This is a genomic window from Brevibacillus fulvus (assembly GCF_016908525.1).
Taxonomy (GTDB): Bacteria; Bacillota; Bacilli; order Brevibacillales; family Brevibacillaceae; genus Brevibacillus_G; species Brevibacillus_G fulvus.
The window spans coordinates 1-13596 of record NZ_JAFBEB010000010.1; the positions used below are offsets into that span (position 1 = coordinate 1).

At 49.9% G+C, this 13596-nt stretch carries 12 protein-coding genes, 12 tRNA genes and 1 pseudogene; 22 read left to right on the forward strand and 3 right to left on the reverse strand.

The genetic code is table 11. The annotated features are described in order from the left end of the window. The 12 genes from JOD01_RS13615 (at position 1) to JOD01_RS13670 (ending at position 1143) form a co-directional block, all read left to right on the forward strand. Positions 1-93: transfer RNA gene (locus JOD01_RS13615), tRNA-Ser, on the forward strand. A 4-nt stretch (positions 94-97) separates the two neighbouring features. Continuing rightward, positions 98-174: transfer RNA gene (locus tag JOD01_RS13620), tRNA-Glu, on the forward strand. Between the two features lie 69 nt (positions 175-243). Further along, positions 244-319 (forward strand) — tRNA-Val (locus JOD01_RS13625). 6 nt (positions 320-325) lie between these two features. Beyond that, positions 326-402: transfer RNA gene (locus JOD01_RS13630), tRNA-Met, on the forward strand. 14 nt (positions 403-416) lie between these two features. After that, positions 417-493 (forward strand) — tRNA-Asp (locus JOD01_RS13635). A 37-nt stretch (positions 494-530) separates the two neighbouring features. Continuing rightward, positions 531-606 (forward strand) — tRNA-Phe (locus JOD01_RS13640). 12 nt (positions 607-618) lie between these two features. Beyond that, positions 619-692 (forward strand) — tRNA-Trp (locus tag JOD01_RS13645). Between the two features lie 14 nt (positions 693-706). Beyond that, positions 707-782 (forward strand) — tRNA-His (locus tag JOD01_RS13650). Between the two features lie 16 nt (positions 783-798). Then, positions 799-873 (forward strand) — tRNA-Gln (locus JOD01_RS13655). Between the two features lie 5 nt (positions 874-878). Continuing rightward, positions 879-954: transfer RNA gene (locus JOD01_RS13660), tRNA-Gly, on the forward strand. Positions 955-965: 11 nt separating this feature from the next. Beyond that, a tRNA-Cys gene (locus JOD01_RS13665) sits at positions 966-1040 on the forward strand. Positions 1041-1060: 20 nt separating this feature from the next. Further along, positions 1061-1143, forward strand: a tRNA-Leu gene (locus tag JOD01_RS13670). A gap of 60 nt (positions 1144-1203) precedes the next feature. Here the strand turns inward: JOD01_RS13670 and JOD01_RS13675 are convergent. After that, a complete protein-coding gene (locus JOD01_RS13675) occupies positions 1204-1875 on the reverse strand; it encodes a B3/B4 domain-containing protein (protein ID WP_204518885.1) in 672 nt (223 codons plus the stop codon). 151 nt (positions 1876-2026) lie between these two features. Between JOD01_RS13675 and rnhA the strand changes: the two genes are divergently transcribed. Genes rnhA through JOD01_RS13690 form a run of 3 tightly spaced genes read left to right on the forward strand, consistent with a single transcriptional unit; the run spans position 2027 to position 4173 of the window. Beyond that, entirely contained in the window at positions 2027-2461 is a 435-nt protein-coding gene (gene rnhA / locus JOD01_RS13680) for a ribonuclease HI (protein WP_204518886.1), read from the forward strand. After that, a complete protein-coding gene (gene queG / locus JOD01_RS13685; RefSeq protein ID WP_204518887.1) occupies positions 2458-3609 on the forward strand; it encodes a tRNA epoxyqueuosine(34) reductase QueG in 1152 nt (383 codons plus the stop codon). The genes rnhA and queG overlap by 4 nt, the downstream gene beginning before the upstream one ends. An 18-nt stretch (positions 3610-3627) precedes the next feature. Further along, positions 3628-4173 (forward strand): methylated-DNA--[protein]-cysteine S-methyltransferase, encoded by a 546-nt coding sequence (locus tag JOD01_RS13690; RefSeq protein ID WP_204518888.1) that lies wholly within the window; start codon positions 3628-3630, stop codon positions 4171-4173. A 48-nt stretch (positions 4174-4221) separates the two neighbouring features. Here JOD01_RS13690 and JOD01_RS13695 read toward each other — a convergent pair whose 3' ends face one another. Together JOD01_RS13695 and JOD01_RS13700 are read right to left on the reverse strand one after the other, a co-directional pair. After that, positions 4222-5064 carry an aldo/keto reductase gene (locus JOD01_RS13695; RefSeq protein ID WP_204518889.1) on the reverse strand — a complete coding sequence of 281 codons (843 nt, stop codon included), beginning with the start codon at positions 5062-5064 and terminating at the stop codon, positions 4222-4224. 129 nt (positions 5065-5193) lie between these two features. After that, positions 5194-6387, reverse strand: coding sequence for an MFS transporter (locus JOD01_RS13700; protein ID WP_204518890.1), 1194 nt, complete (start codon positions 6385-6387; stop codon positions 5194-5196). Positions 6388-6578: 191 nt separating this feature from the next. On the opposite strand from JOD01_RS13700, the gene JOD01_RS13705 reads away from it, so the two are divergent. The 7 genes and pseudogenes from JOD01_RS13705 to JOD01_RS13735 all read left to right on the forward strand — a co-directional run. Then, positions 6579-6935 (forward strand): winged helix-turn-helix transcriptional regulator, encoded by a 357-nt coding sequence (locus JOD01_RS13705; protein WP_204518891.1) that lies wholly within the window; start codon positions 6579-6581, stop codon positions 6933-6935. A gap of 169 nt (positions 6936-7104) precedes the next feature. Further along, on the forward strand, positions 7105-8127 hold the full coding sequence (locus tag JOD01_RS13710) for an amidase domain-containing protein (RefSeq protein WP_338028561.1): 1023 nt from the start codon (positions 7105-7107) through the stop codon (positions 8125-8127). Between the two features lie 156 nt (positions 8128-8283). Next, positions 8284-8754, forward strand: coding sequence for a tRNA (uridine(34)/cytosine(34)/5-carboxymethylaminomethyluridine(34)-2'-O)-methyltransferase TrmL (gene trmL, locus JOD01_RS13715; protein ID WP_204518892.1), 471 nt, complete (start codon positions 8284-8286; stop codon positions 8752-8754). A 21-nt stretch (positions 8755-8775) separates the two neighbouring features. Further along, positions 8776-9630 carry an MTAP family purine nucleoside phosphorylase gene (locus JOD01_RS13720; protein WP_204518893.1) on the forward strand — a complete coding sequence of 285 codons (855 nt, stop codon included), beginning with the start codon at positions 8776-8778 and terminating at the stop codon, positions 9628-9630. 14 nt (positions 9631-9644) lie between these two features. Next, on the forward strand, positions 9645-10370 hold the full coding sequence (locus tag JOD01_RS13725) for an HAD family hydrolase (RefSeq protein ID WP_204518894.1): 726 nt from the start codon (positions 9645-9647) through the stop codon (positions 10368-10370). Between the two features lie 585 nt (positions 10371-10955). Continuing rightward, positions 10956-12854: a PrkA family serine protein kinase gene (locus tag JOD01_RS13730; protein ID WP_204518895.1), complete on the forward strand. Its 1899-nt coding sequence runs from the start codon at positions 10956-10958 to the stop codon at positions 12852-12854. Positions 12855-12907: 53 nt separating this feature from the next. Beyond that, a pseudogene (locus JOD01_RS13735) lies at positions 12908-13582 on the forward strand (DUF444 family protein); the annotation flags it as partial. Positions 13583-13596: the final 14 nt, after the last annotated feature.

The following is a 13596-nucleotide window of genomic DNA, read 5'->3' on the forward strand; positions in this document are numbered from 1 at the left end:
GGATGGATGTCCGAGAGGCCGAAGGAGCACGATTGGAAATCGTGTAGGCGGGGATAACTCGTCTCGTGGGTTCAAATCCCACTCCATCCGCCATTTTGGCCCGTTGGTGAAGCGGTTTAACACAGCAGCCTTTCACGCTGTCATACAGGGGTTCGAATCCCCTACGGGTCACCATATTGAATGGGGTCCCCACAAAGTAAAAGAATTTACAACATGGGTGGTCAACACTTTGTGGGGTGTTGTGGAGGCTTAGCTCAGCTGGGAGAGCATCTGCCTTACAAGCAGAGGGTCGGCGGTTCGATCCCGTCAGCCTCCACCATATCGTCGCGGGATGGAGCAGCTCGGTAGCTCGTCGGGCTCATAACCCGAAGGTCGCAGGTTCAAATCCTGCTCCCGCAACCAAATATTTTACTCATGGAGCTGTGGTGAAGCTGGAGTTCACGCCGGTCTGTCACACCGGAGGTCGCGGGTTCGAGTCCCGTCAGCTCCGCCATTACTTCTCAAAAATGGCGGAAATGTAAATATTGTTTGGCTCGGTAGCTCAGTCGGTAGAGCAGAGGACTGAAAATCCTCGTGTCGGCGGTTCGATTCCGTCCCGAGCCACCATTTAACTCTCTTAGGGGCATAGTTTAATGGTAGAACAAAGGTCTCCAAAACCTTTGGTGTGGGTTCAATTCCTACTGCCCCTGCCAAAAACTTATACATGGCGGTCGTGGCGAAGTGGTTAACGCATCGGATTGTGGCTCCGACATTCGTGGGTTCGATTCCCATCGATCGCCCCATTAAATGTATACTTGTTGGGGTGTAGCCAAGCGGTAAGGCAACGGACTTTGACTCCGTCATGCCTAGGTTCGAATCCTAGCACCCCAGCCATTTCTGCGGACGTAGCTCAATTGGTAGAGCGTCGCCTTGCCAAGGCGAAGGTCGCGGGTTCGAGACCCGTCGTCCGCTCCATTTCTGTTTTTGGAGGCATAGCCAAGTGGTAAGGCACGAGTCTGCAAAACTCTTATGCCCCGGTTCGAATCCGGGTGCCTCCTCCATTTGATCTGTTTAAGGAATTGCCGGTATGGCGGAATTGGCAGACGCGCGCGACTCAAAATCGTGAGGGAAACCGTGGGGGTTCAAGTCCCTCTACCGGCACCATAACCGAATTAATAAATGCGTTTTTTCGCTTTTAAGTGAAAAAACGCATTTTTTCATAGGTCAGCCTGTCACCCATGTTTGGCTGACTACTTCTCCGCCATTGATTTCAGTAAACATTTGAACGGTGCTTCCGATGATTTCTTCACTTGTTGGAGGAGACGGGACCTGCGGAACATAAATGATTTGCATGAAATTTTTTGTTTCTTCCGTAACAGCTGTTCGTTGAGAATCAACGATGGGACTGCCAAATGCGCCCGTTGCGTCAGCCAGCAGCAACTTACCGTTCATATTCATTTCCCTTCCATTTAAACCGATATAATGATCGGCACTTGTGCCTATGCGGAAAACGATCGGGCCATGCAGCTTGTCGGCATCATAGATCCCATAAGGCAGAGCGTGGTAGATGGATAAGAAATTGTTAACATCCACCGCTGAATTAATCCAGAAAAAAGGATTACCTTGCAGCAACCGCCGAATCAAAGATTCCGCAGACGGACGATAGCGGGAAGGATCGATCCCGACTTTTTTAAACGCGGTTCTCCAGTTTTGAATCGACGTGATTTCGCTTATGCCCGTCCGATCATGTTCCAATCTTAACAACTCGACAAAATAATTTATCCTCCCTTGCAGCAGTTTGGGGGAAGGAGTAACATGTGAGTCTTTATAAAAAATCACCCCCAGGCTTGCATCAGGGAGAAGCTGAGTTACGTCTTGTGCAATATTGACCTGCATTTCACAAAACCCCTTTCCGTACGCGTTCATGCGCTTAGTATAACACAGCAATTGGAAGCAAGGGAATTTATCCCGGTTCGGCGCGATATGTTTTGCGTAAAGCCGTTTTCTTTCGTTACAATAACAGTGAGTTCAGAGAGGGGGCCATCCAATGAGAGAGGTAACCATTTATACAGACGGTGCTTGTTCCGGAAATCCGGGACCAGGAGGATGGGGAGCTGTATTGATGTATGGCGAACATATGAAAGAAATGTCCGGCTCAGCGGACAATACGACGAATAATCGAATGGAGCTTCAAGCTGCTATCGAGGCTTTAGCGGTGTTGAAAGAGCCATGCAAGGTGACATTGTATAGCGACAGTGCATATCTGGTAAATTGTTTTCAGCAAGGATGGTACAAAGGTTGGCTGAAAAACGGCTGGAAAAACAGCAAAAATCAGCCGGTGGAAAATCAGGATCTATGGAAAAAACTGTTGGAACTGACCCAAGTGCATCAGGTGCAGTTCTCCAAAGTAAAAGGCCACGCCGATAATGAATGGAACAATCGCTGCGATGAATTGGCTACGGGGGCGATCAAACAAACGTGAACAGTTCAAACTATTGGTCGCAAACCAAACAAGCAATCATTGAGTATGCGCACAAGATCGGAATTGACAAAATCGGGTTCGCTTCAGCGGAACCGTTTGTTGAGTTAAAGCAACGTTTGATTGAACATCGGGAAAAAGGCTATGAATCGGGTTTTGAGGAGCCCGATTTGGATAAAAGAACACAACCGGAACTGCTGTTGGAGGGAGCACAATCGCTGATTGCCATTGCCATCGCCTATCCCTCCAAGCTGGAAAATGCGCCGAAATCCGTGCCAGGAGCGTATCGCGGGTTATTAAGCCGTTCTGCCTGGGGAATGGATTATCATCAAGTACTGCGTGACAAATTGCAAAAACTGACCGAGTATATTTACCAATTAGAGCCAAACGCACGCGTGGAATCCATGGTCGATACTGGGGCGCTGTCCGACCGGGCGGTTGCCGAGCGGGCGGGAATTGGCTTTTCAGGGAAAAACTGCATGATTATTACACCGGAATTTGGCTCATGGGTGTATTTGGGCGAGCTTTTGACCAATTTGCCGCTTCCGCCGGATACACCGATCGATGAAGGATGCGGAGACTGCAGCCTCTGTGTGGATTCCTGTCCGACAGGCGCCTTGGTTCAGGGAGGGCAGTTGAATGCGCAAAAATGCATCTCCTTTTTGACCCAAACCAAAGGCTTCATTCCGGATGAGTACCGGGCGAAAATCGGCAACCGGCTTTATGGCTGCGACACTTGCCAAATGGTTTGTCCAAAAAACAAAGGGAAACATTTCAACCATCATCCGGAGCTTCAGCCCGATCCGGAAGTAGTCAAGCCTTTGTTGATCCCTCTGTTAACGATGGGCAACAAGGAATTCAAAGAAAAGTTCGGGACTTCTTCAGCCTCCTGGCGTGGCAAAAAGCCAATCCAACGAAATGCGATTATTGCCTTGGCTCACTTCAAAGATAAAACGGCTGTACCGGATTTGAGCAAATTGCTGCATGATGACCCGCGTCCGGTCATTCGCGGCACCGCCGCCTGGGCTTTGGGGAAAATTGGCGGAGATGAGGCAAAAGCAGCGCTGGAAAATGCGAAGAACAAGGAAGAATCGGCCGAAGTGCTTGCTGAAATCGACAAAGGACTCGCTTTCTGGCAATCAGCCAAGTAAGCCGGGGGAGGGACAAGCATGGGTGTAAATTTGGATTCGACTGTTATTGGCTACTGCTCCGTGTCATCGCCAATCGGACCGTTGTTTTTGGCCTCAACTGTGAAGGGCGTTTGCCTTGTAGAATTTGGAACCGAACAGCAACGCCTGCCTGGTTTGCTGACATGGAGCAAAAAATACATGGGAAGCGTCAACATCGAACTGAATGAACAGATGAATCAGCCGGTTGCAGAGCAGTTAGCCGAGTATTTTGCCGGCCAGCGGCAAATATTCGAGTTGCCGATCGATCTGTATGGAACGGTCTTTCAAAAACAGGTTTGGAACCAGCTGTCCCGGATTCCATACGGGCAGACCCGTTCCTATAAACAAATTGCCGTGGCAATGGGGAAGGAAACAGCAGTCCGGGCGGTTGGTGGAGCGAACAATAAAAACCCAATCTCCATTATCATTCCCTGCCACCGTGTCATCGGTGCAAATGGCAGCTTGGTCGGATATGGCGGCGGGTTGGCCATCAAAGAATATTTGCTGTCGCTGGAAGGTATTTTACCGACCAGTCAAATCGGGTAAAAAGGAAAAAGGATATAGGAGAAAGACTATATCCTTTTTCATATAACATTAAAAGTCGAAATTGTCCGGGTCTGGACCGACGCGAAGATCTTGATTCAAGCGCTCGATCTGCTGCATATCTTCTGTTGTCAGCTGAAAATCGAACACGTCGGCATTTTCGATGATTCGCTGTTCTTTTGTCGATTTGGGAATCGTGACAACTCCATTTTGCAAGTCCCAGCGAAGAATGATCTGGGCAACTGATTTATGATACTTTGCGGCAATTTGTTGCAAGAGCGGATTGTCCAACAATTGCCCCTGCATCAGTGGAGACCATGCTTCGAGCTGGATGTTTTGCTCCCGGCAAAATGCGCGCAGTTCGGTTTGGATCAGGCGTGGATGAAATTCAACCTGATTAACCATCGGTTTGATCTCCGCCATATTCATCAGCTCTTGGAGATGGTGAATCTGGAAGTTGCTGACGCCAATCGCTTTGACGCGCCCTTCTTTGTAAAGCGTCTCCAGCGCTCGCCAGGCCTCGGTAAATTTGCCGGCTACCGGCCAATGGATCAGGTACAAATCAAGATAATCAAGAGTCAATTTCTGCAAACTTAGTTCGTAAGCGGTTAACGTGGCTTCATACCCCAGGTCGGAATTCCACACTTTTGATGTGACAAACAGCTCTTCGCGGGAAATGCCCGCTTCTTTAAGACCCTGGCGAATTCCTCTGCCGACACCCGCTTCATTTCCGTAGATTGCGGCGGTGTCAATACTGCGATAGCCATGTTTAATCGCTGTTTTTACAGCATGTTCAAGTTCGGGCCCTTCATCCACCTTAAACACACCCAATCCCATCCAGGGCATGTGTACTCCATTGTACAAAGTTGTGGTATCCTGTAAATTTTTTATCATCGTCTGTTTCCTCCCTAACATCAGCTAATTTGTTGTAAAGACAGCATGTGGCTGTTCTGTTGCGAAGTTGCGGCAGATGTTCCGTCCATTAACGCCAGAACCACGTTGAAAAGTAATGCCGTGGTTTGCTCAGGCCGTGCGCTTTTGCTCGTTACGTGCCAGCGCCATACTCCAACTCGTCAGAAGCACGGCACCGAGAACCATCAAACCTCCGATCCAACCGGTATGAATCAAGCCGATCGAATCCGTAATCACCCCTCCACAGTAGGAACCGATGGCGATTCCGGCATTGAAAGCCGCGATATTGATGGCGGATGCCACATCAACCGCTCCCGGAACAAAGCGCTCCGCCAACATGACGACATAGACTTGCAATCCCGGTACATTCATAAAGTGCAGCAGCCCCATCAAAAGAATGGTGAGCAAGCCGACCACTTTCAACGAAGCGGTGAACGACAAGATGATGAGCACGATCGCTTGGAAAAGAAACATATAAAAAAGGGCGACGATCGGATTGCGGTTGGCCACTTTTCCGCCTATCACGTTTCCGATTGCAATCGTGATACCGTAAACAAGCAAAATAACCGTAACGGCTCCCTGCGAAAAACCGGTAATGGTCGACAGTAAGGGAGATAAATACGTAAAGACGGCAAAAGTTCCGCCATAGCCCAAGGCCGTAATGAGAAAAACGAGCAGCAACCGGCCATTGGTAATCAACTTGAATTGATCGCGGATGGACGAACGAACGCCTTTCCTAAGGCCTACGGGGATGAGGATGCTTGTCGCGATCAGGGCAATAATCCCTACGATGGCAATAGCGAGGAACGCTGTTCTCCACCCCAGCTGTTGTCCGATAAACGTTCCCAACGGCACCCCGGTGACGGTGGCGACGGTTAATCCGGAAAACATGATGGATATTGCGCTCGCGCGGCGATGTTCCGGAACCAAATCGGCGGCTATCGTTGAGCCGATCGACATGAACACCCCGTGCGAGAACGCGGAGATAACGCGGGCCGCCAGCAGGACGGAGATCGTTGTGGCCGATGCCGCCAGCAAATTGCCGGCAATAAAGACGAGCATAATCCATAGCAATAAAGTTTTGCGTCCCATCCTTGAGGTCAACGAAGTCAAGACAGGTGCGCCAAAGGTAACGCCGAGAGCATATAACGAAACCGTCAAGCCGGCTGTAGTTACAGGAATTTCCAGGTTTTGGGCAATCAGCGGCAGCAAGCCGACGCTGATAAATTCGGTCGTGCCGATGGCAAAAGCGCTTATTGCCAACGCCAAAAGTGCCCACATGCTTTGTTTTTGATTCAAACTCATATTGTCCTCCTTTACTAATCCTATCCAATCTGTTAGCAACCAGCTTGAGCAAGGCTGGTCTGGTCCGGCCGGCAAATGTTATTATGGTCTATATCGATATTTAGGAAAAGTACGCACTTTTTTGTGCTATAGGCACTTTTAAGTTACATAGGTACTAAAAAGTGCCTGTGAGGATACAGGGGGAAAATTCGATGAAAAAATACAATATCTCCGTAGAGGCAACATTGGAAGTCATTGGCGGAAAATGGAAATGTGTGATTCTTTGTCATTTAACGCATGGCAAAAAACGGACAAGCGAATTAAAACGACTGATGCCGGGAATCACGCAAAAAATGCTGACGCAGCAACTGCGCGAGTTGGAACAGGATGGCATTATTGAACGCATCATTTACAATCAGGTTCCCCCCAAGGTGGAGTATCAACTGAGCGAGTATGGCTGGAGCCTTAAAAACATTCTGGACTCGCTCTGTTCCTGGGGAGAACAGCATATCATCAAAAAATATGGCGACAAGCATGCTGTATTGGAAGAGAGTATTCTCAATAACTGACTGGGCAGAAGGCGACTGGGCAGAAGGCGGGCGACAAGCGGGAGCTGGCCGCTTGTAGCGGGAGATTCCGGTACAGGGTGGGCCGAAAAACAGGAATGTACCGATGATCTGCTTCATATGCTTACTCAAGAAAACTGTCTCGCGGACAGAAGTAACGGGGGAAGCAGCTGTGAATCAATCGTGGAAGGATGCCTTGCGTGCTTATTTGGATGAGATGAACAAAACGCATGTGGACGGACAAGTGGAACGTCTCGCGCCATATTTTCTGACCTCAACGGATTGGATGGTAGAAAAGCAACGGTGGCAACGGAGTCAGGAGCAGTTGGCGAAGCGGCAGGCAAGGCCGGTTAAAGCTTTGACCAAGGCCGTGCCGCAGCAAGTAGTTTACCATAGTGAACGTGAACTGGAGGTTGCCCTCTCACTGTGGCATCGGCTGGAGTATCGCCAAAAGGGCCAGCCTTACCGTCAGGAATATCATCGCTTGCAAACCGTTACCATGAGAAGGGACGACAATGATCATTGGGTATTCCAGCAGCCCTGGGACTGGTTTTTTGAGCAGGGTGCCCAACAGCACGATATCCAGCCGCAAGATGTAAAAGAGCCAGAGCAACTGGAGCTAAGCCAGCCGGGGAAAGCGGATGAGGGGACTCCGCTCCCGCAGGAAGTGGAAGCGATGCAGCGACCGCGGCCGGGGCATCGCTCTCGCTACAACCGTCAGCAGGCCGTTGCTTATGCGGAACAATATTGGAATTCGTATAACCCGGCTTTTCGCCACTTTGATGTCGATTGCACCAATTTTGTTTCGCAATGTCTGTATGCTGGCGGAATCGAGATGATGTTTTCCGGCAGCCGCAGCAAAGGCTGGTGGTATCGGGGCGGCAGGAATGCCAACTGGAGCTTCAGCTGGGCAGTAGCGCATAGCCTGTATTTGTTGCTGGCTTCCGGCAAAGCGCCGTTTTATGCGGAGCGGAAGAGCAGTGCCGACCAGTTATCCGTCGGCGACGTCATTTGTTACGATTTCAACGGCGATGGCAAGTGGCAGCACAACACGATTGTCGTGGCAAAAGATGCCGACAACATGCCATTGGTGAACGCCCATACGACGAACAGCCGGATGCGCTACTGGGAGTATCGGGATTCTTCCGCTTATACACCGCGCATTCAGTACGGCTTTTTTCACATCAGAGCGTAAGCCGGTTCCGCACGGCTGCCCGCTCGTTTTCTGGCCTCCGCTGTAACGGAGGCTATTTGCCTATGCGGTGAATGCGCTGAAGTTTGTCCAGAAGGTGGTAAAGCGATTCGCCAATTTGTATAATAAAAGTTGATAAAGCAGAAAGGGATAATGGACATGCCGTTACATATTGTTTTGCACGAACCGCTGATTCCAGCCAATACGGGTAACATTGCGCGCACCTGCGCAGCGACCGGAGCCCACTTGCATTTGATTCATCCGCTCGGATTTTCCACGGAGGATCGCTATTTGAAACGGGCTGGATTGGATTATTGGCATGCGGTTACCATCCGCCATTATGACAGTTTTGATCATTTTGCCAGCGAGCAGGGTGAACAAGCCGGCCGCTTTTACTTTGTCGAAACGTGGGGCGAGAAGTTATATACGGATGTTACCTATCAGGACGGCGATTATATTATTTTAGGCAAAGAGACGAGCGGCTTGCCCAGAGAGTTGACCGAGAAGTACCGGGAGAACTTGATTCGGATTCCGATGAGCGGTGCTACCCGGTCGATCAATTTGTCCAATTGCGCGGCGATCGTGGTGTTTGAGGCCTATCGCCAAATTGGATTTCCCGGCTTGAGTTAATGATGAAAGGGGTATTGAGTAATGACAGTTCTTCAGGCTTCAGCTATTCCTGCTGTCGATTTTGCGATCATTGGAGGTTCCAGCACTTTTTCCATCAATTTTCCCGAAGATCTTGAGCGAAACGATGTCGAGGTCATTTCCACCGATATGGAGTTCGAGACACCTTACGGGACAAGCCCGGCTTTTAAATTGGTGCAAGCCGGCGGAAAGCAATTTTTGACCTGCAAAATGCACGGATGGCGCCCGAATGTTGTAAAACGCGGTGTTGCCAGCCAGCAGCTTTTTTGGGTATTGCAGCAGGCAGGTGTGAAAAAAATATTTGTTGAGGGCGGTGTCGGCAGCATCAACCATTTGCTCGAACTGCGCGATCTGGTGATTCCGAACGATTACATTGACAACTCGATGCGGACCGACGTCGAACTGGGCGGACCGTACCTGTTGGTGATGCGGGAAGCGATTTGCCCGACGCAAGCGGACGCCTTGTACAAAAATTCGAAAAAACATGTTGCCCATCAAGGCAGACACGTGTTCAAACGCGGTATTTATGTAAATACTGACGGACGGCATTTTGAAAGTCCGGCGGAAGTGCAAATGTTCCGGACCTGGCATGCCGATATGGTTGGGCAAAGCATCGCGCCGGAAGTGTATCTCGCACGGCAAATCGGCGCTTGCTACGCCGGGGTCTACATGGTCGTCAACTATGCAGAAGGCATCATCAAAGATTGGGATCATAAAGATTTGAGCGATATTTTCTATCAGGAATCAAAAACGATCGGAAACATCCTGATCGATTCGCTGCTGGATATCGACGCGGATCAAAGCAAATGCAACTGTTTGACCCATCGCCGCGCAACCTTGCTTCAAGAGAAGAAATAGAAAGGGGCATAACAATGGCCAAAGCCACGACCATCTTGTTCGACTTGGACGGAACGTTGCTGGAAATGCGAACCGACCCATTTATTAAAGCGTATCTGCAGGAATTAGGGCGTTATGTAGGCGATCGATTTGACGCCAAGCAATTGGTTCAGGTGATTTTGGAGGCAACGAAGGCGATGATCCTCAACGATGATCCTGACAAGACGAACGAGCGAGTATTTATGGAGCATTTTTTGCAAAAAACCGGTGTAAGCAAAGAACAGGTGTGGCCATTGTTTGATACCTTTTATCGAGAAGTCTTTCCGACGCTTTCCCATCTGACCTACCCTTCGCCTTGGGGGAAAAAAATCGTGGAAGCGGCCAAGCAGCAAGGATTCCGCGTTGCCGTTGCCACCAACCCGGTATTTCCGCGCGACGCGATTCACAGTCGACTGGCCTGGATTGAACTGGCCCCGGAAGATTTTGAACTGGTGACCGTCTATGAAGAGTCACATTTTACCAAGCCCAATCCGAAGTATTTTCTGGAGATTTGCCAAAAGCTGCAAGTGCAGCCGGATGCGTGCATCATGGTCGGCAATCACATGCAGGAAGATATGGTGGCAGGGCAAACGGGGATGAAAACGTTCCTGGTGACCAATTATCTGGAAGACCGCGGAGAACCGCAATATCGCGTCGACCAGAGCGGAACGCTGGAAGAGCTGTACCGGGCGATTTCGCAACGCAGCGGTATTTTTGCTTGAGCGAATTAATTCGGCCGAGTCCGGACCAAGCAACCCAAAATGATGGAAAACGAAAAGCAGGCTCCGATTAGGAACCTGCTTTTTTTATTCAAGGATGCGTCCGTTCGCTGATGACCACCCGCTCGCCCGGGAAGGATGCGGGTGGGGATTCATGGGAGTCTGGATACGTCCGATCCGGCGTACCCCTAAGTTGCTTAGAGGTTCCAGGTTTTATCTTCGTTATACCCGGCAGTCAAAATAAAAAACAGAAAGGCTGCAAAGACAACTGCTACGATAACTGTGCCCATCGGGACATCTCCTTTCACTTCCATTCTCCTCCCATTATAGCGTAGCGTTTCCATTTTGAAAATGTTTCACGCATGGCGAAACAGACAGGCGGTTAGACCTCGTCCATAGCCGGCTTCCGGCAGTTTTTCGTGATCTGCTTGAACAGGTTTGTCGGGAACGCATAAAAATAAACAAAGACAGTTTGCACTTCCCGTCTCATTTGTTTGGCAAAATACGAATGCCTGACTGTCTAAACTCATATATATGGAAGTACATTGTTGTTCGAAGTGATGTGGCTCAAAAGGAGGAGTGGCGTGCATGGATATTTTAAGGCGTATCGCAGAACACCGGGCCCGAGAAGAAAAATTGACGTGGAGAGGCACGTTTGCAGAATATCTGGAACTTGTTCGGAAAAATCCGACAATTGCGCAAACAGCCCATTCTCGTGTCTACAATATGATCAAAAGCGCTGGAATTGAAGAGAATGAGGATGGCAGCAGATCGTACAAATTTTTCAGCAAAGAAATATACGGACTGGACCGGGCGATTGAACGGCTGGTCGAGGAATATTTTCATTCGGCAGCGCGACGTTTGGAAGTGCGCAAACGGATTTTGCTGTTGATGGGGCCGGTTAGCGGCGGAAAGTCCACCATTGTCACGATGCTGAAAAGAGGCCTGGAGGATTTCACCAAAACGGATGAAGGCGCCGTCTATGCTTTGGATGGCTGCCCGATGCAGGAGGAACCTCTCCATCTGATCCCGCGGGAGTTGCGTCCGGAAATTGAAGCCGAGTTGGGTGTCAAGATTGAAGGGGAATTGACTCCTTACAACCGGATGCGGTTGGAAACCGAATTTGGCGGACGGATTGAGGACTTCCCGGTTAAACGGGTGATCTTTTCGGAAGCGCAGCGTGTCGGGATCGGGACATTCAGCCCGTCTGATCCAAAATCGCAGGATATCGCCGATCTCACCGGAAGCATTGATTTTTCCACGATTACCACCTATGGTTCGGAATCAGACCCGCGGGCCTATCGCTTTGATGGGGAGCTCAACAAGGCCAACCGCGGTCTGATGGAATTTCAGGAAATGTTGAAATGCGATGAGAAGTTTCTGTGGCATTTGCTTTCGCTGACCCAGGAAGGCAATTTCAAAGCGGGCCGGTTTGCATTGATCTCCGCTGATGAATTGATCATCGCGCACACCAACGAAGCGGAATACAAGTCGTTTATCGCCAACAAGAAAAACGAAGCGCTGCAATCGCGGATTATCGTCATGCCGGTGCCGTACAATCTGCGCGTCAGCGATGAGGAAAAAATATATGCCAAACTGATCAAACAATCCGACCTGAGCCATGTTCATATCGCTCCGCATGCGTTGCGGGCATCCGCCATTTTCTCTATTTTGACCCGTTTGAAGGAATCGAAAAAACAGGGAGCCGACCTGCTGAAAAAAATGCGCCTGTATGATGGCGAATCGGTGGAAGGGTTTAAAGGAGCCGATTTGGAAGAACTGCGCAACGAACATCCGGATGAAGGAATGTCGGGGATCGATCCGCGCTATGTGATCAACCGCATTTCCAGCGCTCTGATTCGTCGCGACACCGAATGCATCAATGCTCTGGATATTTTGCGCGCCTTGAAGGAAGGGCTGGATCAACATCCGTCGATTACAAAAGAACAGCGCGAACGTTACCTGAATTTTATTTCCATCGCCCGCAAGGAATATGACGAGCTGGCCAAAAAAGAAGTGCAAAAAGCGTTTGTTTACAGCTATGAAGAGTCGGCCAAGACGATGATGGACAATTACCTGGATAACGTGGAAGCGTATTGCAACATGAACAAAATGCGCGATCCGATCACCGGCGAGGAGATGGACCCGGATGAACGGCTGATGCGCTCCATTGAGGAACAGATCGGTATTTCGGAAAATGCCAAACGGGCGTTCCGCGAAGAGATTTTGATTCGGATTTCGGCATACGCGCGCAAAGGGAAACGCTTCGATTACAGCACACATGATCGTCTGCGGGAAGCGATCGAGCGGAAGCTGTTCGCCGACTTGAAAGATGTGGTCAAAATTACGACCTCGAACAAAACGCCTGATGAGCATCAGCTGAAGAAAATTAACGAAGTGACCAGACGGTTAATTGAGGAGCATCACTACTGCCCGATTTGCGCAAATGAGCTTCTTCGCTATGTCGGCAGTCTGTTGAACCGCTAACCATCGAGAAACCGGGCAGCCTCATCCAAGAGAGAAACGCTGGAGGTGGTTCCATGCAAGACTCGTCATCGTTTGTCGTTTCCAAGGAAGACTGGTCCTTGCACCGCAAAGGACACCAGGACCAGAACCGTCACCAGGAAAAGGTCAAGGAAGCCATAAAAAAGAATTTGCCCGATCTGGTCAGCGAGGAAAATATTATTTTGTCAAACGGGCGGGATGTCGTGAAAATTCCGATCCGCTCGTTGGACGAATATCGGTTTCGCTACAATTTTCAAAAAGGCAAACATGCCGGGCAAGGCAAAGGAGACAGCAAAGTAGGCGATGTGATCGCCAAGGACGGTGATGCCGCGCAAGGCCCGGGAAAAGGGGCGGGTGCCGGAGATCAGCCGGGGATCGACTACTACGAGGCGGAAATCACGGTCGAGGAATTGGAGGAAATGCTGTTTGCCGAGTTGGAGCTGCCGAATCTGCAGCCAAAAGACGAGCAGGAAATTATCGTGGAAGAAACCCGTTTCAACGATGTGCGCAAAAAAGGTTTGATGGGCAATATCGACAAGAAACGCACCTTGATGGCGGCGATTCGGCGCAATGCCTTGGCCGGCCACAAAAACTTCCAGCTGGGCATCACCAATGACGATTTGCGCTTTAAAACATGGGAAGATATTGTCAAACCGCACTCCAATGCCGTCATATTGGCGATGATGGATACGTCGGGATCAACGAATGTGCCTTAATTAACTAA